Below are 24,161 nucleotides of genomic sequence, written 5' to 3'. Positions count from 1 at the left end.
GGCATGGGACTGCTCACTCCGCTCGCGGTCAAGATCGGCTCCATCCCGTGGCTGCCGCGCTACCTCCGGCAGATCATGTGGGTGGACAACCTGATCCGGCGGGTGACCCGTGGACGGCTGACGCTGCTCGACCTCGCCGGACTGCCCAACCTCGTGCTGACGGTGCGCGGCCGCAAGAGCGGGATCCCACGCAGCATGCCGTTGCTGTGCGTGCCCGACGGCCAGGACATCCTGATCGCCGGCTCCAACTTCGGCGGCGCCAAGGAGCCCATCTGGGTCAAGAACGTCGAGGCGACGCCCGAGGTCACGGTCTTGTTCCGCAGGCGAGAGACGCCCATGCTCGTACGCCGGCTCGAGGGTGACGAGCGTGCCGCGGCCTGGTCGCTCATGGTCGAGACGTGGCCCAACTTCCTGATGTACGAGAAGCGGACCGACCGGCAGATCAAGCTGTTCCGCCTCACACCCAGACGTTGACGTACGAGGTGGGGAGCGTCACGCCGGTTTCACACGGTTCTCTCAGGTCTGCCTCCTATTCTAGGTAGTTCTGCCGATCCGCGATCGGCCCCCGACCTGCAGGAGATCCGTCCGTGACGAGCACTGCCACGCCACCCACGCCCCGGCGCGACGTACGCCGCCCGAAGCGGATCTGGCGACGGCTCGTGATCGGCGTCGGCGTGTTCGCGCTGGTGATCGGCATCGGCGGGGCCGCGGCGTTCTGGAAGCTCAACGGCAACATCGCGTCGGCGGCGCTGGACAAGAACGACCACGTGGTCAAGGACGACACCCCCAAGGGTGCGACCAACATCCTGTTCATCGGCTCGGACTCCCGCCAGCTCAAGTCGAAGGGCTACGGCAATGAAGCCGGGCAGCGCAGCGACGCGCTGATGCTGGTGCACTTCGCCAAGGACAACAAGCGAGTCGAGGCGGTCCAGATCCCGCGCGACACCCTCACGACGCTGCCCGCCTGCAAGGACACCGGCAGCGGAGCCTTCCCCGGCGGCGCCAACCTGATGATCAACTCAGCGCTGGCCGGCGGCCCGGCGTGCTCCGTGCGCGCGGTCGAGGCCCTCAGCAACGTCCACATCGACCACTTCGTGCAGCTGGACTTCGACGGCTTCGCCTCGATGGTCAATGCCCTCGGCGGCATCGACGTGTGTCTCGACAAGCCCATGGTCGACCCCGATGCCAAGCTCAACCTCCCGGCCGGCAAGCAGCACATCAACGGCAAGAACTCCCTGGCCCTGGCCCGTACGCGCCACGCCGTCGGCGACGGCAGCGACATCGGCCGGCTCGGTCACCAGCAGGTCGTCATGTCGTCGATCATCAGCCGCGCCCGGAGCGCGGGGGTGCTGACCCGCCCCGACCGGCTGTTCAAGTTCCTCAACGCCCTCACCTCGTCGATCACGGTCGACAAGGGCATCTCGTCGATCTCCAAGCTCACGGGGCTCGCCAAGCGCGCCAGGGCCGTGCCGAACTCCAAGATCCGGTTCGTCACGATGCCCAACGGCACGGCGCCGAGCGACCCCAATCGCGTCGTCAAGACTGCTGACGCCGACGTGATCTTCGCGTCGATCGCCAAGGATCGTGAGGTCCCCGTCGAGAGCGAGGACGCCCAGAGCACGACGCCGAAGACTCCGGTCAAGGTTCTCAACGCCGCCGGCACCCAGGGCCTTGCCTCGTCGGCACAGGCCGCTCTGGTCAAGGAGGGCTATGTGGTCTCCGGCGTCGAGACGGCGCAGAAGACCTCGGCCACGACGCGCATCTTCGTCGACACCACCCCCGAGGCGCTCAAGACCGCCAAGGCGCTCGACAAGAAGTTCGGCTTCAAGGCCGAGATCGTCGAGCAGCCGAGCGGCATGACCGGCGTCTGGCTGATCGTGGGGGCCGACCGGGTCTCGGCCGGCTTCGACCCGGTCACCCCCGACGCGATCAAGGCGACGACCCGCACCGCCAGCGGCTCGCTCTGCACCTGACAGCCCCTGGGGCGGTGGATGGGTCGCCTTTCACGGTGCCTGATGGGCGAGCAGGTCACCGCTCCGCGGGCTGATGGGCGAGCAGGTCACCGCTCAGGGTGAGGTCAGCCGGCGAGATGGCCGTGGTCGACCATCTGGATGCTGCCGTGCACCGACGCCGCGTCGTCTGAGGCCAGGAACACGACGACGGCCGCGACGCTGTCGGCGCTCATCAGCCCGCGCTTGGCGGCGACGCGCATGATCAGGTCCCAGTCCGCGCCGTCGGGGACGCTGATGGTCTGTGCCTGCGGGGTGTCCATGCCCCCGGGACAGACGCAGTTGACCCGCAGCGGAGAGTCGAGGTACTCGACGGCGAGTGCCTTCGTGAGCCCGACGATGCCGTGCTTGGCTGCCGTATACGCGGCGGAGTACGCCTCGCCCATGACGCCGGCCACCGAGGCGACGTTGACGATGTTGCCGCCGGTCTCCAGCAGGTGCGGGATCGCGGCCTGGCTGAGGTGGAACGCGCCGCTCAGGTTGAGCGCGATGTCGTGGTCCCACTCGTCCTCGGTGACGTCCGCGGTTCGGCGGAAGTCGTGACGGCCGGCGTTGTTGACCAGCACGTCCAGCCGTCCGTACGCGTCGACAGCCGCAGTGACGGCGTCCCGGCACGAGCTCGGGGAGGCGACGTCGAGGTGAATGAACCGGACCTCGCCGGGCAGGTGGGCGCAGGACTCGGCGACCTCGGCGAGCTTCGCCTGGTCCCGCGACGCGGCGTGGACGAGACCGCCGCCGGCCGCGAACCGCCGTACGGCTGCGGCGCCGAGCCCGGAGGACGCCCCGGTGACGAGGACGCTCCGCCCGTCGAACGCGCCGGTCATGAGGTGACCAACCCTCGGCCGGTGACGAGCGGCAGATCGAGCGCGGTGACGAGGCCGGGCGCCGCCGCCACGACAGCGGGCACGGCGTTCACGAGGCGCTGCGCCGTGATGATCATGCCGCTGACGTTGTGGTCCCCGTGCTCTCCGTGGTGCGTGAACTCGACGGTCATCATCGGCTCTCCCGTGATCTCGAGGCGGTAGGAGCCGTCGCCGCTCGACGGCGTGGGCCACTCGGGCAGCTGGTCGGGGTGCGTACGTGTCACGTGCTCCAGCACGATCCGCGGCTCGCCGTCGACCATGCCGATCACCTCGAACCGCACCGCCGCCATGGTCCCCGCCTTGATGTCGACGCACACCGTCGACAGGTCGCTCTCGGCCGGCCGCCGGTCCACGGTCTCGACGAGCGGCTCGTCGAGGGTGACACCGAGTGCGGCAGCCATCTGGCGCACGACCGGCCCCCACGCCATCGACAGGATGCCGGGCTGCCACAGCGGCGCCACCTCGTCGAGCGGGGCACCGAAGCCGAAGATGTCGCCCATCGACACTGCCTGGTCGTACGTCGAGTAGTCCGCGATCTCCATGACGCGCACCTGGTCGATGCGCTGGCTCAACGAGAGGAACTGCAGCGGCAAGACGTCGTTGGCCCAGCCGGGGTCGATGCCGTTGACGTGCAGGCTGGCCCCGCCGCGACGACCGGCGTCCTCGATCCGCTGCCAGAACGACTCGGGCAGCGCGGGGCTCGGGAACAGCAGGATCACCGGCCCGCTGCTGACCACGTTGACGCCCGCCTCGAGGAAGCCGACCAGGTCCTCGTACGCCTCGACCACCCGGTCGTCGGTCATGGCGCAATGGACGATGCAGTCGGGCTTCGCCGCCAGGACGACGTCGCGGTCCGTGCTGGCGACGACCCCGAGGTCGCGGCCGAAACCCGCGAGGTCACCGGCATCGCGACCGTCCTTGGCCGGGTCGCTGACCCAGACGCCGACCAGCTCGAGGTCGGGGTTGCGATCGATGCCGGCGATCGCGTGCCGCCCGAGGGTGCCGGTCGACCAGACCGCGACGCGGGTCGTCATACGACGTGCGACGGCAGGACGCAGGCGGTGTCGAGCCCGAGCACGCGGTTGAGCCGGCCGAACGACAGCCAGGAGCCGAGGCACATGCTGAGCTCGACGATCTCGCGCTGGTCGTACTCGGTCAGCATCCGCTTCCAGAACGCGTCGTCGATGCTGTGGTGGTCGGAGGCGTAGAGCTCGGCGTACTCCGCCGCCAAGCGCGTACGTGCGTCGAACGCGTCGGTCGTGCGCCAGTTCTGCACCGCCTCGTCGAAGGAGTCCTCGACCTTCTCGCCGTCGCGCTCGGTGCGCCAGTCCTGGCAGAACAGGCAGCCGTTGATCTGCGCGATGCGCAGCCGGGCGGCCTCGAACTCGCGGAGCCCGAGCGTCGAGTCGGAGTAGACCTTGAGCGCCAGCGTCGCCGCGGCACCGCCGATCCCGGGGACGATCTCGCCCCAGACGTAGTTGATCGGGTCCTTGCCCTCGGGCACGTCGATGATCATGCGATGGCCAATCTCGAGAGCTTGCCGACGCCGGGCGTCAGGGGGACCTGGAGGGCGTCGTAGAGTCCGGGTTCGGCGGCGACGAGCCACGGGATCGCGTTGACGAGGCGACCCACCGCGGTGGCGTTGCCGCCGGCGGCGCGGTTGCCGCCCTCGTCGGTCGCCTCGATGTTGACCTCGATACGCGGGCGCCCCTCGATGACGACGCGGTGCACGCCGTCGCCTCCGTCGGGCGGCGACGGCCAGTCCGGCGCGCATGAGGGGTGGATGCGGGTGACGTGCTCGACGACGATGCGTGCCTCGCCGTCGACGATGCCCTGCACCTCGAAGCGCAGCGCGCCCTGGGTGCCCTTCTCGAACGTCCCCATCGCGGCGTTCTCGACGGTCTCGTCGAGCTCACGGCGCTCGACGTGCTCGGTGATCTCGTCGATCTCGACCCCGAGCGCCCTGGCGATGAGCCGCACCTGGCCGCCCCACACCATGGTCGGGATCGTCGGCGCCACCATCGGCGGCTCTTCCTCCATCGGCTGGCCCATGCCGATGAGGTAGCGCACGGAGTCCTGCTGGTCGTACGTCGTGTAGTCGAAGATCTCCTGGCAGCGGATCTGGTCGATCGTCGACGCGAGACCGCTGATCAGCACCGGGAGGATGTCGTTGCCCCAGCCCGGGTCGATGCCGGACACGAACAGCGAGCCACCGCCGGCGGCGATCGCGGCGTGCACCGGGTCGCGGAGCTCCGGAGGCGCCGAGTCGGGGTCGTACATGCCATAGAGCGACGGCGTCACCACGACGATGCCGAGTCCGATCGCGCGGGTGATGTCGGCGAGCGCCTCGTCGGGCCGGATCTCGCCGGAGGCGGCATAGACGAGGGCGTCGATGGCGCCGAGCGTGCCCTCGATGTCGTCGGTCGCGGCGACGCCGAGCGTACGGTCGAGGTCCGACAGGTCGCCCGCGTCGCGGCCCACCTTGGCGGGATCGTGGACGATCACGGCGGCCAGCTCGAGACCGGGGTGGGCGTCGACGGCGCGGATCGCTGCGCGGCCGACGTTGCCGGTGCCCCACACGGCGGTGCGAATCGGTACGGTCATGGGGTCAATCTAGAACGTGTTCCAGTTTTTGAGAAGCCGTCAGTGAACGGCTGACGCCCTCAGACGGTGTAGCCGCCGTCGACGTCGAGCTTCTGCCCGGTGATGAACCCGGCCCGGGCCGAAGCCAGGAAGCACACCGTCTCGGCGATGTCGGCGGCGTTGCCGAAGCGTCGCAGCGGGATGTTGCCGCGGGTGATCTCGAGGGCCTCGTCGTCGAGCTCGCCGGACTCGATGAGCCGGGCGGCCATGCCGTCGGTGAGCATGCCCGGGCCCACGGCGTTGACCCGGACCCCGAAGCGGCCCTCCTCGGCGGCGAGTCCGCGTACGAGCTGCTCGACGGCGCCCTTGGGAGCGGACGAGAGCCCGTCGCGTACGGGGAACCGTGCGGTCGCCGCCGTCGTGACGGCGACGATCGAGCCCTTCGTCTCCCGCAGGAGCGGCAGCGCCGGGTGGGCGAGGTTGAAGAAGCCGACGGTGTCCTGCCGCAGCTGCTCGGCGAGGTCCGCCGGCGACACCCGCGACAGGTGCACCATCGGCACGTGCGGGCCCGCAGCGTGCACGAGCGTGTGCAGCCCGCCGTACGTCCGAGCGATCTCGGCCAGCAGTGCTGCTGAGTCCTCGGCTGACGTGACGTCGAGCGCGTGTGCCGACGACCGTACGCCGAGGGCGGCCGCGGCGTCGGCGACCGCGCTGCCGGCCCCGGCATTGCCGCGGTAGGTCACCGCGACATCGCTGCCACGAGCGGCCAGCAGCCGTGCGATCTCGGCGCCCAGGCCGCCACTGCCGCCGACCACGAGCGCGGCACCGGTCAGCCCGGCGAAGTCGGTCGAAAGGTCGTCACTCATGAGGTGCCGAACTCTACCGACCGGTTGTCCGATGTGTGCGAAACTGGTAGAACGTGTTCTAGATTTCACCGGGAGGTGGCATGACGGACGGGGCTGCAGACGTGTCCTCTGGGCAGGCATGGACCGACTTCTGCCGTGCGCTGGAGCAGGCGGGCGAGGTCATCCTGCGCGACACCGCGCCTGACACACCCCTCGACCGGGCCGAGGGCTATCGCTACCTGACCCGCCTGCTGCGGGAGATGCTCTACACGACCGTCGAGAACGCCGACCCCGACTTCCCGAGGCTGCACGAGCTCGACCGGGTCAAGCTCGGCGCTGACAACCCCGACAACGTCTACCTGTCGGCCAACATCCGCGGCGACCGGACGTACCGGATCACCGGCACCCGCGGCTCGATCGCCTACTTCAGCATCGGCTCCAAGGCCAACCGCTACGCGATCGACGGCACGATGGCCTCGACCGGAGAGATCTCCGACCGCGACCTCGTGGTGGAGTCCGACGGCACCGTCGAGATCATCGCCAGCGCCACACCGCACGACAAGAACTGGCTGCCGCTCGCACCGGACTCGACGGGGCTCGTGGTGCGGCAGACGTACCTCGACCGTAGGACCGAGGTCCCCGGCCAGTGGCACATCGAACGGATCGGTGACCCGATCGAGCGCAAGGAGCTCGACCCGGCGCACCTGGCCAAGGCGCTCGCCACGGCCGCGTTCTCGCTGCACGGCACCGCCGCACTGTTCGCGAGCTGGACCGAGATGTTCATGACCCGGCCCAACGAGATGCCGGACTTCGGCCAGGAGATGTTCCAGAAGGCCGGCGGCGATCCCGAGATCTTCTACCTGCACGGCTACTGGACGCTCCAGCCTGGACAGGCCTGGGTCATCGAGACCGAGGTGCCGGACTGCCCCTACTGGAACTTCCAGCTCGACAACTGGTGGATGGAGTCGCTCGACCACGAGCGCAAGATCACGATCAACAAGCACACCGCGGTGCTCGACGACGGCCGCCTGACGATCGTCGTCGCCGACAAGGACCCGGGCTGGGGCAACTGGATCGACACCTGCGGCCACACGAGTGGCACGGCGTTGCTGCGCTGGCTGGGCGCTGACCACCACCCCTTGCCTGAATGCAAGGTCATCGACCTGGAGGCACCATGACGACCGCCGAGACCGCCCGCGCGCTCGACATCGACGGGCTGCTCGCCGCGGCCCGCGACAAGACCGGCCTCAGCGACTACGGCGACGACTGGTTCGTCGAGCCGCTCTCGGTGCTGACGCACGCGCTCGCCGACGAGGCCAAGCTGTCGGAGCTCGGCCTCGACCTGACCCGCCGCCGCCTCGTCGCGTCGTTGGCCGACCGCCTGCGGCTCAAGCAGCTGCAGGCCGAGCACCCCGAGATCCTCGACGAGGAGGTCGTGGTCGCTGCGGAGATCTGCGGCCTGCCGCGCACGGGATCGACGCTGCTACACCGTCTGCTCGCCTCGTCGCCGGAGGTCACCTCGACGCTGTCGTGGGAGACGTCGTACCCGCTGCCGTTTCCCGGCGAGAGCCCCGATGCGGAGCTGCGCAAGAAGAAGGCGCGTGACCGCTACGAGATGTTCCTGGAGATGGCACCCGACTTCGGTGACATCCACACGATCGAGTGGGACGGCCCAGAGGAGGACGTCATCCTGCTCGACCGCACGTTCACGTCGATGAGCTACGACTCGTTCTACTGGGTCCCGACGTACGGCCTCTGGCTGCGCGAGTTCGACCAGGCGCCGGCCTATCGCGACCTCAAGGAATGGCTGCAGGTCCTCCAGTGGCAGAGCCCCCACCGCGATGGCAAGCCGTGGATCCTCAAGTCGCCGCACCACCTCACCGCGGTCGACACGGTGCTCGACACGTTCCCCGGCTGCAAGATAGTCATGACGCACCGCTCGCCGACCAAGGCCGTGCCCTCGTACGCCTCGATGGTCGGCGCGATCTCGTCGCAGTACAGCAACGACGTCGACCCGAAGGCGGTCGGACCCTACTGGCGCGACCGATTCGTCACGGCGCTGCAGGAGTACGCCGTGGTGCGCGCCGCCCGGCCTGATCGGTTCGTCGACGTCACGTTCCAGGACACCGTCTCGGACCCGGTGGGCACCGCGACCAAGGTCATGGGCGAGCTCGGGCTGCCGGCGGACCGCGAGGCGCTGGAGGCGTACATGGAGCGCAACCAGGAGCAGCGGCACGGCTCGCACACGTACACCGCCGAGGACTTCGGACTCACCGAGGCCGGGCTCGAGCAGGACTTCGCGTTCTATGAGAAGGAGCTGGCGTCATGATCCTCAAGGACGAGGTCGTCATCGTGTCCGGTGTCGGCGCCGGGTTGGGGGCCAAGCTGTCGGCCCGTGCCGCGGCCGAGGGTGCCAAGGTCGTGCTCGCCGCGCGGTCCGACGGGGTCACCGGCCAGGTCGTCAAGGAGATCATCGCCGCAGGCGGCGACGCCGTCGCCGTGCAGTGCGACGTGCGCAAGGAGGAGGACGTCGAACGCGTCGTGGCGACCGCTGTCGAGCGCTACGGCAAGGTCACCGGCCTGGTCAACAGCGCGTACGGGCACCCCGGCTTCACCGACCTGCTGGACACCCCCGACAAGGCGCTGCGCCGGGCGATGGACATCATCCTCTACGGATCGCTGGGCATGAGCCGCGCTGTCGTCCCGCACATGACGGGCGGAGGCTCGATCGTCAACGTGGGCACGATGTCCACACGTGTCCCGATGCGTGGCGAGGGCGGGTACGCGATGGCGAAGGCAGCGATGGGCTGCGCGTCCCAGTACATGGCGCTGGAGCTCGGTGAGAAGGGCATCCGGGTCAACCAGGCGATCATGGGCTGGCTCGACGGTCCCGGCGTGCGGTTCTACCTGACGATGACCGCGGAGGAGAAGGGCATCACGGAGCAGGAGGTCTACGACGACATCGCGTCGCGCAACCCCCTGGGCCGGATCCCGACCGACGAGGCGTGTGCCGGAGCGATCCTCTACCTGCTCTCCGACCTGGCCTCGGAGGTCACCGGTGCGGTGCTCGACGTCAACGGCGGCGAGTACATGCCGGCATGACAGCCCCGTTCGTGATCACGTCGGTGACCGTCGAGATCGAGGCACCGGCGGCGTTCGTCTGGGACGTGCTGGTCGACTATCCGCGTTATCCGGAGTGGAATCCGTACACGATCGCGGTCGAGACGAGCCTCGAGCTCGACGACCGGATCGACCTGACGCTCAACAACCCCGACGGGTCCGAGGGGACGTTCGTCAACCGCGAGTTCATCCGCATCGTCGACCCGCCGCACCACCTGCGCTATGACACTGGCGACGAGATGGAGGGCATCCACGCCATCCGCGACCAGTGGATCAACGCCCTCGGCGACGATCGCTGCTCCTACTGGACGACCGACACCCTGAGCGGCGAGCACGCGGGCCTGGTCATGGAGCTCAACGGCGAGTGGGTCCGCGCCGGCTTCGACTCCGTCGCGTACGCCCTGAAGGCCCGAGCCGAGGCGCTGCTCCGTACGACCTAGCGGAGGCGCGTCTTGCGCATCCACCGCAGGCCGGACTGGGTCTGCTTCGCATACGCCTCGTACGACTGGCCGGCCTTCGGCTCCATGACCTGCTTCTTGAGCAGCGCGATGTTCTGCGCGTCGGTGTACTTGAGCAGTCCCTGGTCGCCATGACGGGCGCCGACGCCGGACTGCTTGAGACCACCCGACGGTGAGCCCTTCGAGGCGTACGCCGTGGCGAGGATGTCGTTGACGTTGACGTTGCCCGAGTCGATGCGACGGGCGACCGCGAGGCCGCGCTTGACGTCCTTGCTCCAGACGCTGGCGTTGAGGCCGTAGTCGGTGTCGTTGGCGAGGGCGATCGCCTCGTCCTCGGTCGAGAAGCGGTAGAGCCCGACGACCGGGCCGAACGTCTCGGTCGAGCCGGCCAGCATGGCCTTGGTGACGCCTTCGAGGATCGTCGGCTCGTAGAACGCCGGGCCGAGGTCGGGTCGCGCCTTGCCGCCGGTCAGCACTGTCGCGCCCTTGGCGCGGGCGTCGTCGACGTGGGAGGCGACGCGGTCGCGATGGTCGACCGAGACGAGCGAGCCGATGTCGGGGCCGAAGTCGTACGTGGCGCCGATCTGCATCGCCTCGGTGGCGGCGACGAACTTGTCGCGGAACTCGTCGTAGATCGAGTCGTGCACATACAACCGCTCGATGTGCATGCAGATCTGGCCGGAGTTGCCGAACCCGCCGAACAGTGCTGCGTGCACGGCCTCGTCGACGTTGGCGTCCTCGAGGACCAGCATGGGGTTCTTGCCGCCGAGCTCGAGGCACGCGCCGATGAGGTGCTTGCCGGCGAGCTCACCGATGATCCGGCCGGTGGCGGTCGAGCCGGTGAACATGACGTAGTCGGCGTTCGACAGCATGGGCCCACCGACGTCGGGGCCTTCGCCGCAGATGACCTGGACGAGGCCCTTGGGCATGCCGGCCTGCTCCAGGAGTCGTACGCCGAGCAGGGGCGACAGCGCGGTCTTGTTGTCGGGCTTGACCACGACACCGTTGCCGGCGATCAGGGCCGGGATCGTGTCGGAGATGCCGGTGGCGAACGGGAAGTTCCACGGCGCGATGATCGCGACGACGCCCTTGGGCCGCCGCACCTCGGTCGAGTGCGACAGCACCGGGATCGGACCGGCGTGCTTGCGGTCCTTGAGCACCGACGGCGCACGCTTGATGTAGTGGCTCGTGCCCATCGGCACGTCGCAGGACTCCTCGAACGCCATGCGCCGGTTCTTGCCGCTCTCGGCCTGGATGAGGTCGGTGATGAGGTACTGGTTGTCGAGCACGAGCGCGTGGAACTTCTTGAGCACCTTGAGGCGCTTGCGCAGCGACCACGAGCCCCAGACCTGCTGGGCCGCACGGGCGGCGTCGAAGGCCTGCTCGATGTCGGCCGGCGACGACTGCGGCAGCTCGACGAGCAGGTCGCCGGTGTAGACCTCGGTCAGCTTCCACGTGTTGCCGGTCGTGCCGGGTACGCGCTGGACGAGGCCGTCGAGGAACTCCGGAGTCAGGCTGGCAGGTCGCGTGGTCATCGCAGGATCAGCTCCGCAGCCTGGTCGCCGATCATGATCGACGGTGCGTTGGTGTTGCCGCCGATGATCGACGGCATGATCGAGGCGTCGGCGACGCGCAGGCCGTCGATGCCGCGGACCTTGAGGTCCGGACCGACGACAGCGCGCTCGTCGACGCCCATGCGGCACGTGCCCACGCCGTGATAGACGCTGGTGGCGCGGTTGAGCACCTCGGTCTTCATCGCGGCGGCGTCGAGCTTGACGCCCGGGTGCAGCTCGGACTTCACGTTGTCGCCGAAGGCCGCCGACTTCATGATCTCGCGGATCATCTCGACGCCCTCGAGGAGCACCTGCCGGTCGCCGGCCTCGGCAAGGTAGTTCATGTCGATGAGCGGAGCTGCGCTCGGGTCGTTCGACGCGAGCCGCACCGTGCCGCGACTGCGCGGATAGATGAGCGTCGACATCACGGTCAGCGCGGCACGGGTGTCGACCTGGTGACGGATCGGTGCGTCCTGGTTCGGCGACGGGTACGCCCACGGGAGCACGTGGATCTGCAGGTCGGGCACGTCGGTCGCCAAGGACGTACGGACGAACGCCACCGTCTCGAACACGGAGTTCTCGAGGAACGAGCCGCCGCGGGTGAGCTCCTTGGCGAGACCGCGTGCGAAGTAGGACGCCTTGCCGCGGTGGAGCGCGTTGGGCATGACCCAGGTCGTCGGCACGAACATGTGGTCGTGGAGGTTGTCGCCGACGGGCAGGTCGGCCTTGACCTCGATGCCGTGCTCGGCGAGGTGGCCCGCCGGGCCGACGCCCGAGAGCATCAGCAGCTGTGCCGAGCCGAACACGCCGGCCGAGAGGATGACCTCCTTGCCGGCGCGCACCGTGCGGGTCCTGCCGCGCTTGTCCACGACCTCGACGCCCGTGGCCCGCCCGTTCTCGATCACGACGCGCTGCACCGTGATCTCAGGCTGCACGCTGAGGGTCGGACGGTCCGCCTCGGTGATGTAGCCGCGCGAAGAGGAGTAGCGCTTGCCACCCCCGGCGCTCTGCTGGAACGTGCTCACGCCCTCCTGCTCGGCGGCGTTGTAGTCCTTGAGGATCTTGACGCCCAGCGTGTCCGCGGCCGCCTGCTGGAACTGCAGCGACGCCTCGGTCGGCTGGGTGTGCCGCGAGACCTTGATCGGTCCGCCGGCGCCGCGGTAGTCGTTGGCACCGTCCTCGAAGTCCTCGACGCGCTTGTATGCCGCGTTGACCGAGTCGGCGTCCCAGCCGGTGTTGCCCTCGGCTGCCCAGGAGTCGTAGTTGGCGCGGTGCCCGCGCACCCAGAGGAGGCCGTTGATCGAGCTGGAACCGCCGACGACCTTGCCGCGCGGCTGCGGCAGCTTGCGGCCGTTGAGGTGCTCCTGCGGCGTCGTGTAGTAGCCCCAGTCGACGGTCTTCTTGAGCTGGGGGACCGCGTGCATCGGTCCGATCATGCCGGGCTTCGTGACGAGGAACGCCGAGTCCTTCTTGCCCGCCTCGAGGAGGATGACCGAGGCGCCTGAGGCGGCGAGTCGGGACGCGACGGCGGAGCCTGCGCTGCCGGCGCCCACGACGACGTAGTCGGCCTCGTCGCGCAGGATGTTCTTGTCGGTCATGGCAGTCCTTCTGGTCAGATGCGTTCGATGATGGTGCCTGACGCCTGTGCGCCGCCGGCGCACATCGAGATCAGGGCGGTGGTGGCGTCGCGGCGCTCGAGCTCGTGCAGCGCGGTGGTCAGCAGGCGAGTGCCGGTCGAGCCGACGGGGTGGCCGAGCGCGATGGCGCCGCCGTTGACGTTGATCTTGTCCTCGGGCACGGCGTGCACCTTGGCCCACGACATCACGACGCCGGCGAACGCCTCGTTGACCTCGCAGAGGTCGATGTCACCGATCGACATACCGGTGTCGGCGAGGAGCTTCTCGGTCGCCTGCACGGGTCCGTCGAGGTGGTAGTAGGGGTCGGCGCCGACGAGGCACGAGGTCACGATGCGGGCGCGGGGCTTGAGGCCGAGCGATGCGGCGAGGTCGGAGTCCATGAGGAGCAGCGCCGAGGCGCCGTCGGAGATCTGCGAGGAGGTGCCGGCCGTGTGCGTGCCGTCCGGCAGCACGGGCCTCAGGCCGGCAAGGCGTTCGAGCGAGGTCTCGCGGATGCCCTGGTCAGTGTCGACGAGCTGGGTGTCGCCGGTGTCCTGGCCGTCCTCGCCGAGCACCGGTGCCTTGATCGCGAAGATCTCGCGGGCGAACCGGCCCTCGTCGCGCGCCGCGGCGGCCTTCTCCTGCGACCAGAGCCCGAACGCGTCTACCTCGGCCCGGGAGAACCCACGATCGCGGACGATGCGGTCGGCGCCCTCGAACTGGTTGGGCAGGTCGATCGACCAGCCGTCGGGGCGGGGTGAGCCCGTGCCTTCCGGGACGTTGGCACCGAGGGGTACGCGCGACATCGACTCGACGCCGCACGCGATGCCGGCCTTGATCAGCCCGGCACCGATCATGGCGTGGACGAGGTGCGTCGCCTGCTGCGCCGACGAGCACTGGGCGTCGATCGCGGTGGAGGCGGTGGCGTTGGGGAGGCCGGCGTGCATCCATGCGCGGCGCACCATGTTGTTGGACTGTTCCCCGGCCTGCGTCACGCAGCCACCGATGACCTGCTCGACGAGCTCGGCGTCGATGCCGGCGCGCGAGATGACCTCGGACTGCGTCATGCCCAGCAGCACGGCGGGGTGGACGCCGGCCAGCACACCGTTCTTCTTGCCCAAGGGCGTGCGGACAGCATCGACGATCACGGGGGTACCCATGGGGTAAAACTAGAACACGTTCTCGTCTTGCACAAGCCTTCCGAATCGCCGCAAGTCATGTCAGGATGAACTAGAACGTGTTATAGAAATCTAGGAGCCCATGTGACCGCGTCGCCCGCTGCCCCCGCCATTCCCGCCGGTTTCGACCCCACCGACCCTGACCTGTGCCAGACGGGTGTGCCGCTCGACGAGTTCGCGGAGCTGAGGCGTACGGCCCCGGTGTGGTGGGTCGAGCAGACCCCGGAGTCCCGCGCCGGGTTCAACGGCGAGGGCTTCTGGGCGATCAGCAAGCACGCTGACGTCGCTGCCGTCTCCAAGAACAGCAAGGACTTCTCGAGCCAGGAGAACGGCGCGATCATCCGGTTCGCGCCGGACATGACCCGCGAGCAGGTCGAGCTGCAGGGCATCATGCTGATCAACCAGGATCCGCCGGACCACACCAAGATCCGCCAGATCATCAGCCGCGGCTTCACGCCCCGCTCGATCAACGCGCAGCACGACGTCCTCGTGCAGCGCGCCAACAACATCGTCGACGAGGCCATCGCCAAGGGTTCCGGCGACTTCGTCAACGAGGTCGCCTCGGAGCTGCCGCTCCAGGCGATCGCCGACCTGATGGGCGTACCGCAGGAGGATCGCGGCAAGCTCTTCGACTGGTCCAACACGATGATGTCGTTCGACGACCCGGACTTCGTGGGCAACCCGGACGAGGCCGCTGCCGAGATCCTGGTCTACGCCATGGGCCTCGCCGAGGAGCGTCGCAAGAACCCTCAGGACGACATCATCACCAAGCTCATCACCGCCGACGTCGACGGCCACGGCCAGCTCGGCGAGGACGAGTTCGGCTACTTCGTCATCATGCTGGCGGTCGCCGGCAACGAGACCACCCGCAACGCGATCACGCACGGCATGAACGCGTTCTTCCAGCACCCCGACCAGTGGGAGCTGTGGAAGGCGGAGCGCCCCTCGACCATGGTCGACGAGGTCATCCGCTGGGCCACCCCGGTGACGACGTTCCAGCGCACCGCGATCAACGACGTGATGGTCGGCGACGTCGAGGTCAAGAAGGGCGAGCGTGTCGGCCTCTACTACGCCAGCGCCAACCACGACGAAGAGGTCTTCACCGACCCCAACACGTTCGACATCACCCGCAGCCCCAACCCGCACCTGTCGTTCGGCGGCCACGGCGCGCACTACTGCATCGGCGCCAACCTGGCCCGCCTCGAGGTCGAGATCATGTTCAACACGCTCGCCGACCGGCTGCCCGACATCAAGCAGCTCGGCGAGGCCAAGCGCCTCCGCCACGGCTGGATCAACGGCATCAAGGAGCTCCCGGTCCAGTACGTCTGACCCCCACGATTTGGCCCGAGAACCACCACCAGACCAGTGTCAGGTGGTGGATCCCGGGCCAAATCGCGGCGTGGCGCCCCTAATGACTCGGCTTGTCGGCTCCGACGACCCACATCGCGAAGAACTGGGAGCCACCGCCGTACGCGTGGCCGAGGGCCTTGCGGGCGCCGTCGACCTGATGCTCGCCGGCCTCGCCCATGACCTGCAGCGCTGCCTCGCCGAAGCGCAGCATGCCGCTGGCGCCGATCGGGTTGGACGACAGCACGCCGCCGCTCATGTTGACCGGGATGCGACCGCCGATGGCGGTCTCTCCCGCCTCGGTGAGCTTCCACCCGCCGCCCTGCTCGGTGAAGCCGAGGTTCTCCAGCCACATCGGCTCGAACCACGAGAACGGCACATAGATCTCGGCGCAGTCGATCTCGTCGATCGGTGAGGTGATGCCGGCCTGCTTCCACAACGCAGCGGCAGCTTCGCGGCCGGCGTGCGGGTTGACCTGGTCGCGCTCGGCCGCGGTCGTGGGCTCGCTGCGCATCTGGGTGCCGTGGATCCACGCCGGGTTCTTGATGCCAGAACGCTCCACAGCCGACTCAGACGCGATCACCAGCGCGCACGCGCCGTCGGACGACGGGCACGTCTCGTCGTAGCGGATCGGGTCCCACAGCATCTGCGACGCCATGACGGACTCGACGGTGGTGTCGGGGTTCTGCAGGTGGGCGAAGGGGTTCTTGAGTGCGTTCTGCCGATCCTTGGCCGCGACGATCGCACCGATGTGCGTGGGTGCGCCGGACCGTCGGATGTACGACCGCACGTGGGGCGCGAAGTAGCCGCCGGCGCCGGCGTGCACCGGCATGATGAACGGCACCGCGATCGACAGCGCCCACATGGCGTTGGACTCCGACTGCTTCTCGAACGCGACCGTGAGCACGCGTTCGTGGATGCCGGCCTCGACGAGCGATGCCGCGACGATCGCGGTCGACCCGCCGACCGAGCCGGCGGTGTGCACGCGGAGCAAAGGCTTGCCGGCCGCGCCGAGAGCCTCGGCGAGATAGAGCTCGGGCATCATGACGCCCTCGAACAGGTCGGGCGCCTTGCCGATGACGATCGCGTCGATGTCGGCGAACGTCAGCTCGGCGTCGGCGAGGGCGCGGTCGACCGCCTCTCGCAGGAGGCCGGCCATCGACACGTCACCGCGCTTGGCCCGGTGGTGGGTCTGGCCGACACCGACCACTGCGGCGAGCGTGCTCATCGTGCCTCCATCGTCATCACGAGATTCTGTTGCAGGGCGGGTCCTGAGGTGGCGTGTGCGAGGGCACGCTGCGACGAGCCGGCCCAGATCTGTCGAGCGGCCTCGCCGATCCGGTTGAGCCCGGCGGTGAACATCGGGTTGGCGGTCAGGGCGCCGCCGGACGGGTTGATCCGTACGTCGTCGCCGAGGCCGAGGGCCGAGCCGAGGATCAGCTCCTGGTGCGAGAACGGAGCGTGCAGCTCAGCGAGGTCGACGCCGTCGACACCGACGGCGGCTCCAGCCGATGCGGTGCTCGTCGACACCGTGAGGTCACGGTTGCTCAGTGCGCCGGGCTCGATGCGGTGCTCGATTCCGGTGATCCAGGCGGCTGGGCTCTTGAGCCGGTCGAATGCGGGAGCGTCCGCAGCCGAGATGACGATCGCCGCAGCACCGTCGGAGACTGGCGCGCAGTCCCAGCGGCGGAGCGGATCGGCGTACACGGGCTGGGCCAGCACGTCCTCGACCGACGTGGCCTTGGCTCGTATGGCGTGCTCATTGTCAGTGGCGTCGCTCATCGATCGCGCGACGACCGCGGCCATCTGCTCCTCGTCCCAAGCTCCACCTTGGAGCCCTGACCGCGCCTGCATCGCGGCGATCGAGACGGCGTCGGCCCAGAGTGGCGTGACCGTGTAGGGGTCCATCTGCAGCGACATGATGCGCCGCAGCTGGCCGGCGCTGGACTTGCCGAAGCCGTAGACCAGGGCAGTGTCGACGAGGCCGGTCTGGATCTTGACCCAGGCCTCGTAGAGCGCCCACGCGGCGTCCATCTCGACGTGTGACTCCATGACCGGAGGCAGCGCGCCGATCGCGTCGACGGCCGAGACGAACGAGAACGACCGCCCGGCGAGGTAGTCGCTCGACCCCGAGCACCAGAACCCGATGTCGGACTTGGTCCAGCCGGTCTGCTCGAACAGCTCGGCGAAGATCGGCACGAGCAGCTCGACGCAGGTGGGAGACCCGTCGAACTCCTTCATCTGCCGCTGGGCAAAACCTACGACTGCAACGTCCCTCATCCTGCCGACACCTCCGTGGGAAGGGCACGGTACGGACGTGTCGGCAGGAACCCTGCCTCATGGTTCGTTCGCTGACGCTCTCTCACAGGTGCACCTTGTATGTCTCGAAGTCGGCGTCCGGTTCCCCGGTCGGCTCGAAGTGGCTGATGTTCTCGATCGTCGTGCCCCACTCGTCGCGCGGCTTCCAGACCGCCTTGACCCGCATGCCCATGCGCACGTCCGCAGGATCGACGCCGAGCAGGAGGTGGAGGAACGCGATGTCCGCGCCGTCGAGCAGCATGTAGGCCGAGACGTACGGCGGCGTGATCTTCTGGCCGAGGAACGGCACGTTGACGATGCAGAACGTCGTGACGATGCCGGTGTCCGGCACCTCGACCTCGGTCGTCGTCGGCACCCCGTCGACGGGGCACGCACCGCGCGGCGGGACGTACACCTTGCCGCACGTCGGGCACCGCTGACCGAGGATCTTGCCCTCGGCGAGGCCGCGGAAGAACTTCGACTCCTCAGGCGACGCGGCGAAGTCGTACGCGAGGTGCACCGGCGAGATGATGCCGGTGACCGCCTCGCCACCCTCCTGGCCGGGCGTCGTCGCTGCGGCATCGCCCGCGGGCTCGAACCAGCGAACATCGGTGATCGCGCCGACCGGCTCGTCGGCCCACACGGCACGCACGCGCAGGCCGGTCTCGATCTGGTCCGCCGAGTCGACGGCGACCGCGTGGAGCAGCGGGCGGTCGGCGCCGTCGAGCAGGATGTGGGCGAACGCGAACGGCCGGTCGAGGGGCTGCCCAGGCACGGGCTCGGGCACCCAGGCCCAGGTCTGCACGACGCCCTCGTCCTGCACCGGCACCATCTCGGTGATCGGCTCGTACGTCTCGGCGTCGAACTCCGGGGGAGGTACGGCGATGGTCCCGTCGGACAGCACGCCCCCGAGGATCTGCCGGCGCTTGAGGCCGGTCATGAACTCAGAGAGCGTGGGTCCGAGGGACCGGGTGTAGTCGAACTCGACCTTCATGGGCGCGTGCAGGGTCCCGGCTTCCGTCATGGACCAAAGTGAAACATGTTCTAGTTTTGGCGGCAAGTGGACATTCCTCAAAACTGGAACGTGTTCTAGTATGACGAGCATGATCTCGTCCGACGCCATCACGTGGAACGCGCCCAACGATCCGCACCCCGCCCGCTCTGCTTCACAACGCTCGTACTCCGCCGTCGCCAAGGGCGACCTCGACGAGTGGCTGACGGTGTACGCCGAGGACGCTGTCATCGAGGACCCCGTCGGGCCGTCGATGTTCGACCCCGACGGCAAGGGACACCGGGGGCACGACGGCATCCGCGCGTTCTGGAACGCCGCGATCGCCCCGATCGACCGATTCGCGTTCGAGATCACCGACTCGTTCGCCAACCCCGGCAGCAACACGTGCGCCAACGTCGGCCGCATCACGACGACGTTTCCCGACGGGAGCTACAGCACGACCGACCTGATCATGGTCTACGTCGTGCACGACGACGGACGGGTGGCGTCGATGAAGGCCTACTGGGAGCCCGAGCGCGCGATGGCGTCGTTCACGAAGGGGGAGCAGTCATGACGGTGTTCGGAGAGAACGTCCTCGAGGGCAAGGTCGCGTACGTCGCCGGTGGCACGCGCGGGTTCAACCTCGCGATCGCCAAGCGCTACGCCGAGCAGGGCGCCAAGGTCGTGGTGATGAGCCGCGACGTCGAGCGCTGCGCCTCGGCGGCCAAGGAGATCCGCGAGGCCGGCGGCGAGGCCTTGGGTCTGCCGGCAGACGCCCGCGACTACGACCGGATCGCCGAGACGATGCAGGAGACCGCCGACACGTTCGGCGGCATCGACATCGTGGTCGCCGGTCAGGCCGGCAACTTCTACGCGCCGGCTCTCGGCATGTCGTCCAAGGCGTTCCAGTCCGTCGTCGACATCGACCTCATGGGCACGTTCAACCTCTACCGCGCGAGCTTCGAGCACCTTCGCGCCCCGGGCGCCTCGCTGATCGCGATCACGGCGCCCGAGGCGGTCAAGCCACTCGCGTTCCAGAGCCACGTGTGCGCGTCCAAGGCCGCGGTCAACATGCTGACCAAGTGCCTCGCGCTCGAGTGGGGACCTGCTGGCGTACGCGTCAACGGCATCAGCCCGGGCCCGATCGAGGACACCTGGGGCATGGACAACGTCATCGCGACGATGCCGGGCATCAAGGAGACCATCACCGCCTCGACGCCGCTGCGCCGTTGGGGCACGCACGCCGACATCGCCGACGCGGCGCTGTTCCTCGCGTCGGACGCGTCGTCGTACGTCACCGGCACGATCCTCGACGTCGACGGCGGCATCACGATCAACACCGTCGGCGCCTCGGAGCGCGACGCGATCAACTTCAAGGACGATCCACGGGTCAAGGGCCCGGGCAAGGGAGCACGCTAGATGACACTCGATCCGGACATCCACCGCGGACCGCACTCGGGGCAGATGCTCCTCGACTCGCTCAAGCGACACCGCGAGGCCTCGGTCCTCCAGCTCGGCGACCGCAACATCACCGGCCAGGAGATGGCCGACGAGATGAGCCGGTACGTGCGTGCGCTCGAGGACCTCGGTGCCGGCACGGGTGCGGCTGTCGGCCTGCTCGCCGCCAACCGGCCCGAGGTGCTGTTCCTGATCGGCGCGGGCCAGACGCAGGGCTACCGCCGAACGGCGCTGCATCCCCTCGGCTCGCTCGACGACCACGCGTACGTCCTCGACGACGCCGGTGCGACCGCCCTGATCGTCGACAACATCCCGACGTTCCTCGAGCGGGCGGCGGCGCTGCAGGAGAAGGTGCCGTCGCTGAGCACCGTCATCACGATCGACGACCTCGCCGCCAAGGCCGCGACATATGACGTCCAGCCGCTCGTCGCGAAGGACCTGCCCCCCGATCACGTCGTCGGGATCACGTACACCGGAGGCACGACCGGCAAGCCCAAGGGCGTCATCGGCACGGCGTCGAGCATCGCCGCGATGACCCAGGTGCAGCTCGCCGAGTGGGAGTGGCCCGAGGCGCCGACGTTCCTCATCTGCACGCCGCTGTCCCACGCCGGCGCTGCGTTCTTCGCACCGACGGTCGCCAAGGGTGGCCGGCTCGTGGTGCTGCCCGGCTTCGACCCCGCGACGGTGCTGCGCACGATCGAGGAGGAGCGGATCACCGCGACGATGCTCGTGCCGAGCATGCTGTACGCCCTGATGGACCACCCGGACTCGCACACGCGCGACCTGTCGAGCCTCGAGACGGTCTACTACGGTGCCGCGGCGATCAACCCCACGCGGCTGGCCGAGGCGATCGACCGGTTCGGCAAGATCTTCGCCCAGTACTTCGGGCAGTCCGAGTGCCCCATGGTCATCTCCTACCTCGCCAAGGCCGACCACACGCCAGAGCGGCTCGCGAGCTGCGGACGTCCCAGCGCGTTCCTGCGCACCGCGCTGCTCGGTGAGGACGGCCAGCCCGTCGAGCCGGGTCAACCTGGCGAGATCTGCGTCGCCGGTCCGGTGCTCGCGGGCGGCTACTGGAACAAGCCCGAGGAGACCGCCGAGGCGTTCCACGACGGGTGGCTGCACACGGGTGACGTGGCGCGTGAGGACGAGGACGGGTTCTGGTACATCGTCGACCGCATCAAGGACATGATCGTCAGTGGCGGCTTCAACGTCTTCCCGCGCGAGGTCGAGGACGTCGTCGCCGAGCACCCTGCGGTGGCCCAGGTCGGCGTGATCGGCACCCCGCACGAGAAGTTCGGCGAGGCCGTCACGGCGATCGTCGTGCTGCGCGAGGATGCGAAGCGTGATGGCCGGTCGCTCGCCGACCTCAAGGCCGAGATCCAGGCGCTGGTCAAGGAGCGCAAGGGCGCCGTCCAGGCGCCCAAGGAGGTCATCGTCGCGGACTCGCTGCCGCTGACCCCGCTCGGCAAGCCCGACAAGAAGGCCCTGCGCGCGAAGTTCTGGACCGGCGAAAGAGCCGTCGGCTAGACCAACCGAGATTTGGATGCCGGTGCACCACGATCTCGCGTGGCGTGGTGCACCCGAATCCAAATCTCGGGGGATCAGCGCGGCTGGCGGGCGGCGACCTTGGCGGGGATCGGGCCTCCTGCGGTCATCGTGAACGGGAGCGCGAGCGGGAAGTCGTCGCCGAGCGCCTCGACACGGACAGCGCGCACGATCGTGGCGAGTCCCAGCGTGGCCTCGAGCATCGCGAAGTGGTCGCCGACGCACGACCGCGGACCTGCGCCGAACGGCAGGAACTGCCAGCGGCTGCGGCCTTCGCTGCGCTCTGGGCTGAACCGGTCGGGGTCGAACCGCTCGGGCTCGTCCCACAGCGCCGGATCGTGGTGCAGGGCGTATGCCCCGACGACGACGTTGGTGCCGGCCGGGATCCGGAAGCCGCCGACGACGACCTCGCGCATGGCGAGCCGGCCGAACGCCGGTGCGGGCGGGCACAACCGGAGGGACTCGTGCAGCACCTGCACGGTCAGCGGCAGGTCCGGTACGTCCTCGATCGTCAACGGCCGGTCGCCCAGCGCCCTGATCTCGCTCGCCACCCGGTCCTGGAGAACCTGGTCGCGGCCGAGTGCCCAAAGCGTGTAGCTCAGGGTCGTCGCGGTGGTGTCGTGGCCGGCGATGATGAAGACGATGAGCTCGTCGCGGATCTGGGCCCTGGTCAACGGCTCGCCCGTGACCGGGTCGACCGCGTCCTGCAGCAGACGGATCAGTCCGCTGTCCTCGGACTCCGCAGCGTGATCGATCGCGTCGTCGACCACGGCGTGCACCGCCTTCAGTGCCTGGTGGAACCGGCGGCGGGCCGGCGTCGGGAGCCAGATCGGGGCACGCACCGGACGCAGGGCTCGGCCCGTGTTCCAGCGCAGCATCCGGTTGACCGGCGGGCCGAGCTCCTCCGCGCGGTCACCGAGGTCGAGGCCGAGCACGGATCGACCCAGGACCTGCAGCGTCATGTGGCGCATCTCGGCGTCGAGGTCGACCGTGCCGTGGGCGGCCAGCGTCGTCGCCGTCGCCTCCGCGGTCACCGCCATGTGCCCGGCGTACGTGCCGACCTGCTTCTTGGTGAACACCGGTTGGATCGTGCGTCGTCGAGGCTTCCAGCGCTCGTGGGGCAGGTTGAACAAGTTGTCGCCGAATGTCCGGTTCTGGACGTGGACGATCATCTCCTTGTCGAACGCACCGTCGGAGGCGGCGAGCACGTCGTGCGCGCCCTCCGGCGACGTCACGACGGCGAACACCGGGACGAACCGACGCGGGCCGAGACGGACCATCGTCACGGGTCCGCCGGCGTCGCGAAACCGTGCCGGCCCGGTGTGGAACTGCTGGACGGTTCTCAACCGTTCCCGCAGGCCCATCGGTACGTCGGGCGCGAGCGGCAGGGCCGACACGTCGGTGGTGACTTCGGGAGTGCTCATGCCGAGCTCCTGGGAGACGGTGGACCCCGATGGCCTCAATGTGTCATGAGAAAACCTGTGCCGTCTCTACTTTCCCTGGAACTGCGGGGCTCGGCGCTCGGCGAACGCGCGGGGCCCCTCCTTGGCGTCCTCGGACGCGAACACCGCGGCACCCACCTCGGCGTCGGCCTTCCAGCAGTCGTCCTCGTGCTTGCCCTCGGAGTCGCGGATCGTCTTGAGCACGGCCTGCACCGCGAGGGGGCCGTTCGCGGCGATCATGTCGGCGATCTCGTGTGCCTTGGCGAGCGCCTCGCCGTCGGGGACGACATGCCCGATCAGGCCGATCTCCTTGGCCTCCGGTGCCTTGATGTGCCGGCCGGTCAGGAGCAGGTCGGCGGCCACCGTGTAGGGGAGCTGGCGCGGCAGGCGTACGGCCGAACCGCCCAAGGGATAGAGGCCCCACTTCGGCTCGGACACGCCGAACCGGGCGGACTCGCCCGCCACGCGGATGTCGGTGGCCTGCAGGATCTCGGTGCCGCCGGCGATCGCGGGCCCCTCGACGGCGGCGATGAGCGGCTTGGTCAGCCGGAAGCCCTTGAGGAGCGGCTTGATGATCGTGGGGTCGAACTCGCCGGACTCGAACTTGTCGGACGGCGAGGACGACGACATCGACTTCAGGTCCGCACCGGCGCAGAAGTAGCCACCGGCACCCGTCAGGATCACGACCTTGACGTCGGGATCGGAGTTGGTCCGGTCCCAGGCTTCGCCCATGATCTGGAGCATCTCGCCCGAGAGGGCGTTGCGCGCCTCGGGGCGGTTCATCGTGACGACGAGGGTGTTGCCTTCGAGCTCGACGAGGCAGTGGGCAGCGTTGGTGGACATGGAGGAGAG

23 protein-coding genes are annotated in these 24,161 nt (G+C 68.9%); 10 read left to right on the top strand and 13 right to left on the bottom strand.

Going from position 1 to position 24,161, the window contains the following annotated elements; all coding sequences use genetic code 11:
- Positions 1-3: 3 nt before the first annotated feature.
- Positions 4-474 carry a nitroreductase family deazaflavin-dependent oxidoreductase gene (locus ASC61_RS05695; protein ID WP_056210349.1) on the top strand — a complete coding sequence of 157 codons (471 nt, stop codon included), beginning with the start codon at positions 4-6 and terminating at the stop codon, positions 472-474.
- Positions 475-587: 113 nt separating this feature from the next.
- Positions 588-1,973 (top strand): LCP family protein, encoded by a 1,386-nt coding sequence (locus tag ASC61_RS05690; protein ID WP_056210347.1) that lies wholly within the window; start codon positions 588-590, stop codon positions 1,971-1,973.
- 104 nt (positions 1,974-2,077) lie between these two features.
- Here the strand turns inward: ASC61_RS05690 and ASC61_RS05685 are convergent, their stop codons facing one another.
- From ASC61_RS05685 to ASC61_RS05665, 5 genes are read right to left on the bottom strand one after another with little or no spacing between them, the layout of a single operon-like run.
- Positions 2,078-2,833 carry an SDR family NAD(P)-dependent oxidoreductase gene (locus ASC61_RS05685; RefSeq protein ID WP_056210345.1) on the bottom strand — a complete coding sequence of 252 codons (756 nt, stop codon included), beginning with the start codon at positions 2,831-2,833 and terminating at the stop codon, positions 2,078-2,080.
- Positions 2,830-3,906 carry an NAD(P)H-dependent amine dehydrogenase family protein gene (locus ASC61_RS05680; protein WP_056210343.1) on the bottom strand — a complete coding sequence of 359 codons (1,077 nt, stop codon included), beginning with the start codon at positions 3,904-3,906 and terminating at the stop codon, positions 2,830-2,832. Before ASC61_RS05680 ends, ASC61_RS05685 begins: the two co-directional genes overlap by 4 nt.
- Positions 3,903-4,388, bottom strand: a complete 486-nt coding sequence (locus tag ASC61_RS05675; protein WP_056210341.1) for a carboxymuconolactone decarboxylase family protein — start codon at positions 4,386-4,388, stop codon at positions 3,903-3,905. Before ASC61_RS05675 ends, ASC61_RS05680 begins: the two co-directional genes overlap by 4 nt.
- The gene (locus tag ASC61_RS05670) at positions 4,385-5,476 is read right to left on the bottom strand and encodes an NAD(P)H-dependent amine dehydrogenase family protein (protein WP_056210339.1); all 1,092 of its coding nucleotides are present in this window, start codon (positions 5,474-5,476) and stop codon (positions 4,385-4,387) included. Before ASC61_RS05670 ends, ASC61_RS05675 begins: the two co-directional genes overlap by 4 nt.
- A 59-nt stretch (positions 5,477-5,535) precedes the next feature.
- Positions 5,536-6,321 carry an SDR family NAD(P)-dependent oxidoreductase gene (locus tag ASC61_RS05665; protein WP_200935397.1) on the bottom strand — a complete coding sequence of 262 codons (786 nt, stop codon included), beginning with the start codon at positions 6,319-6,321 and terminating at the stop codon, positions 5,536-5,538.
- Between the two features lie 80 nt (positions 6,322-6,401).
- On the opposite strand from ASC61_RS05665, the gene ASC61_RS05660 reads away from it, so the two are divergent.
- The 4 genes from ASC61_RS05660 to ASC61_RS05645 are packed head-to-tail and all read left to right on the top strand — an operon-like array spanning position 6,402 to position 9,860.
- A complete protein-coding gene (locus tag ASC61_RS05660; protein WP_056210337.1) occupies positions 6,402-7,478 on the top strand; it encodes a DUF1214 domain-containing protein in 1,077 nt (358 codons plus the stop codon).
- Entirely contained in the window at positions 7,475-8,629 is a 1,155-nt protein-coding gene (locus tag ASC61_RS05655; RefSeq protein WP_056210335.1) for a sulfotransferase family protein, read from the top strand. The genes ASC61_RS05660 and ASC61_RS05655 overlap by 4 nt, the downstream gene beginning before the upstream one ends.
- Positions 8,626-9,402 carry an SDR family oxidoreductase gene (locus ASC61_RS05650; protein ID WP_056210334.1) on the top strand — a complete coding sequence of 259 codons (777 nt, stop codon included), beginning with the start codon at positions 8,626-8,628 and terminating at the stop codon, positions 9,400-9,402. The genes ASC61_RS05655 and ASC61_RS05650 overlap by 4 nt, the downstream gene beginning before the upstream one ends.
- Complete coding sequence (locus ASC61_RS05645) at positions 9,399-9,860, top strand: SRPBCC domain-containing protein (RefSeq protein ID WP_056210332.1); 462 nt, start codon at positions 9,399-9,401, stop codon at positions 9,858-9,860. The genes ASC61_RS05650 and ASC61_RS05645 overlap by 4 nt, the downstream gene beginning before the upstream one ends.
- Here ASC61_RS05645 and ASC61_RS05640 read toward each other — a convergent pair.
- The 3 genes from ASC61_RS05640 to ASC61_RS05630 are packed head-to-tail and all read right to left on the bottom strand — an operon-like array spanning position 9,857 to position 14,207.
- Positions 9,857-11,413, bottom strand: a complete 1,557-nt coding sequence (locus ASC61_RS05640; protein ID WP_056210330.1) for a succinic semialdehyde dehydrogenase — start codon at positions 11,411-11,413, stop codon at positions 9,857-9,859. The genes ASC61_RS05645 and ASC61_RS05640 overlap by 4 nt on opposite strands.
- Entirely contained in the window at positions 11,410-13,029 is a 1,620-nt protein-coding gene (locus tag ASC61_RS05635) for a GMC family oxidoreductase (protein WP_056210327.1), read from the bottom strand. The genes ASC61_RS05640 and ASC61_RS05635 overlap by 4 nt, the downstream gene beginning before the upstream one ends.
- A gap of 14 nt (positions 13,030-13,043) precedes the next feature.
- Positions 13,044-14,207, bottom strand: a complete 1,164-nt coding sequence (locus ASC61_RS05630; RefSeq protein WP_056210324.1) for a steroid 3-ketoacyl-CoA thiolase — start codon at positions 14,205-14,207, stop codon at positions 13,044-13,046.
- A 102-nt stretch (positions 14,208-14,309) separates the two neighbouring features.
- Between ASC61_RS05630 and ASC61_RS05625 the strand changes: the two genes are divergently transcribed.
- Positions 14,310-15,554, top strand: a complete 1,245-nt coding sequence (locus tag ASC61_RS05625) for a cytochrome P450 (protein ID WP_056210323.1) — start codon at positions 14,310-14,312, stop codon at positions 15,552-15,554.
- A 79-nt stretch (positions 15,555-15,633) separates the two neighbouring features.
- On the opposite strand, the gene ASC61_RS05620 is transcribed toward ASC61_RS05625, so the two are convergent.
- The 3 genes from ASC61_RS05620 to ASC61_RS05610 form a co-directional block, all read right to left on the bottom strand.
- Complete coding sequence (locus tag ASC61_RS05620) at positions 15,634-16,800, bottom strand: thiolase domain-containing protein (RefSeq protein WP_056210321.1); 1,167 nt, start codon at positions 16,798-16,800, stop codon at positions 15,634-15,636.
- Complete coding sequence (locus ASC61_RS05615) at positions 16,797-17,852, bottom strand: thiolase domain-containing protein (protein WP_056210318.1); 1,056 nt, start codon at positions 17,850-17,852, stop codon at positions 16,797-16,799. Before ASC61_RS05615 ends, ASC61_RS05620 begins: the two co-directional genes overlap by 4 nt.
- Before the next feature lie 82 nt (positions 17,853-17,934).
- Positions 17,935-18,894 carry a Zn-ribbon domain-containing OB-fold protein gene (locus ASC61_RS05610; RefSeq protein WP_056210317.1) on the bottom strand — a complete coding sequence of 320 codons (960 nt, stop codon included), beginning with the start codon at positions 18,892-18,894 and terminating at the stop codon, positions 17,935-17,937.
- A 79-nt stretch (positions 18,895-18,973) separates the two neighbouring features.
- Here ASC61_RS05610 and ASC61_RS05605 point away from each other — a divergent pair, with 79 nt between their 5' ends.
- The 3 genes from ASC61_RS05605 to fadD8 are packed head-to-tail and all read left to right on the top strand — an operon-like array spanning position 18,974 to position 21,849.
- The gene (locus ASC61_RS05605) at positions 18,974-19,435 is read left to right on the top strand and encodes a nuclear transport factor 2 family protein (RefSeq protein ID WP_056215339.1); all 462 of its coding nucleotides are present in this window, start codon (positions 18,974-18,976) and stop codon (positions 19,433-19,435) included.
- Positions 19,432-20,280 (top strand): SDR family oxidoreductase, encoded by an 849-nt coding sequence (locus ASC61_RS05600; RefSeq protein WP_056210314.1) that lies wholly within the window; start codon positions 19,432-19,434, stop codon positions 20,278-20,280. Before ASC61_RS05605 ends, ASC61_RS05600 begins: the two co-directional genes overlap by 4 nt.
- Positions 20,281-21,849 (top strand): fatty-acid--CoA ligase FadD8, encoded by a 1,569-nt coding sequence (gene fadD8 / locus ASC61_RS05595; RefSeq protein WP_056210312.1) that lies wholly within the window; start codon positions 20,281-20,283, stop codon positions 21,847-21,849.
- Between the two features lie 74 nt (positions 21,850-21,923).
- Here fadD8 and ASC61_RS05590 read toward each other — a convergent pair whose 3' ends face one another.
- Together ASC61_RS05590 and ASC61_RS05585 are read right to left on the bottom strand one after the other, a co-directional pair.
- Positions 21,924-23,291, bottom strand: a complete 1,368-nt coding sequence (locus ASC61_RS05590) for a cytochrome P450 (protein WP_056210310.1) — start codon at positions 23,289-23,291, stop codon at positions 21,924-21,926.
- A 66-nt stretch (positions 23,292-23,357) separates the two neighbouring features.
- Positions 23,358-24,152 (bottom strand): crotonase/enoyl-CoA hydratase family protein, encoded by a 795-nt coding sequence (locus tag ASC61_RS05585; protein ID WP_056210308.1) that lies wholly within the window; start codon positions 24,150-24,152, stop codon positions 23,358-23,360.
- Between the last annotated feature and the right edge of the window lie 9 nt (positions 24,153-24,161).

This window comes from Aeromicrobium sp. Root344, from assembly GCF_001425755.1.
Classification (GTDB): domain Bacteria; phylum Actinomycetota; class Actinomycetes; order Propionibacteriales; family Nocardioidaceae; genus Aeromicrobium.
This window is presented reverse-complemented; position numbering and strand designations above follow the sequence as displayed.

Bases quoted from the DNA above. Each gene is read 5' to 3' on its own strand.
- ASC61_RS05655 (WP_056210335.1), top strand. From the start codon at position 7,475: ATGACGACCGCCGAGACCGCCCGCGCGCTCGACATCGACGGGCTGCTC.
- ASC61_RS05605 (WP_056215339.1), top strand. From the start codon at position 18,974: ATGATCTCGTCCGACGCCATCACGTGGAACGCGCCCAACGATCCGCAC.
- ASC61_RS05660 (WP_056210337.1), top strand. From the start codon at position 6,402: ATGACGGACGGGGCTGCAGACGTGTCCTCTGGGCAGGCATGGACCGAC.
- ASC61_RS05585 (WP_056210308.1), bottom strand. From the start codon at position 24,152: ATGTCCACCAACGCTGCCCACTGCCTCGTCGAGCTCGAAGGCAACACC.
- ASC61_RS05670 (WP_056210339.1), bottom strand. From the start codon at position 5,476: ATGACCGTACCGATTCGCACCGCCGTGTGGGGCACCGGCAACGTCGGC.
- ASC61_RS05600 (WP_056210314.1), top strand. From the start codon at position 19,432: ATGACGGTGTTCGGAGAGAACGTCCTCGAGGGCAAGGTCGCGTACGTC.
- ASC61_RS05680 (WP_056210343.1), bottom strand. From the start codon at position 3,906: ATGACGACCCGCGTCGCGGTCTGGTCGACCGGCACCCTCGGGCGGCAC.
- ASC61_RS05615 (WP_056210318.1), bottom strand. From the start codon at position 17,852: ATGAGGGACGTTGCAGTCGTAGGTTTTGCCCAGCGGCAGATGAAGGAG.
- ASC61_RS05695 (WP_056210349.1), top strand. From the start codon at position 4: ATGGGACTGCTCACTCCGCTCGCGGTCAAGATCGGCTCCATCCCGTGG.
- ASC61_RS05675 (WP_056210341.1), bottom strand. From the start codon at position 4,388: ATGATCATCGACGTGCCCGAGGGCAAGGACCCGATCAACTACGTCTGG.
- ASC61_RS05610 (WP_056210317.1), bottom strand. From the start codon at position 18,894: ATGACGGAAGCCGGGACCCTGCACGCGCCCATGAAGGTCGAGTTCGAC.
- ASC61_RS05685 (WP_056210345.1), bottom strand. From the start codon at position 2,833: ATGACCGGCGCGTTCGACGGGCGGAGCGTCCTCGTCACCGGGGCGTCC.
- fadD8 (WP_056210312.1), top strand. From the start codon at position 20,281: ATGACACTCGATCCGGACATCCACCGCGGACCGCACTCGGGGCAGATG.
- ASC61_RS05635 (WP_056210327.1), bottom strand. From the start codon at position 13,029: ATGACCGACAAGAACATCCTGCGCGACGAGGCCGACTACGTCGTCGTG.
- ASC61_RS05590 (WP_056210310.1), bottom strand. From the start codon at position 23,291: ATGAGCACTCCCGAAGTCACCACCGACGTGTCGGCCCTGCCGCTCGCG.
- ASC61_RS05640 (WP_056210330.1), bottom strand. From the start codon at position 11,413: ATGACCACGCGACCTGCCAGCCTGACTCCGGAGTTCCTCGACGGCCTC.
- ASC61_RS05665 (WP_200935397.1), bottom strand. From the start codon at position 6,321: ATGAGTGACGACCTTTCGACCGACTTCGCCGGGCTGACCGGTGCCGCG.
- ASC61_RS05645 (WP_056210332.1), top strand. From the start codon at position 9,399: ATGACAGCCCCGTTCGTGATCACGTCGGTGACCGTCGAGATCGAGGCA.
- ASC61_RS05630 (WP_056210324.1), bottom strand. From the start codon at position 14,207: ATGGGTACCCCCGTGATCGTCGATGCTGTCCGCACGCCCTTGGGCAAG.
- ASC61_RS05650 (WP_056210334.1), top strand. From the start codon at position 8,626: ATGATCCTCAAGGACGAGGTCGTCATCGTGTCCGGTGTCGGCGCCGGG.
- ASC61_RS05620 (WP_056210321.1), bottom strand. From the start codon at position 16,800: ATGAGCACGCTCGCCGCAGTGGTCGGTGTCGGCCAGACCCACCACCGG.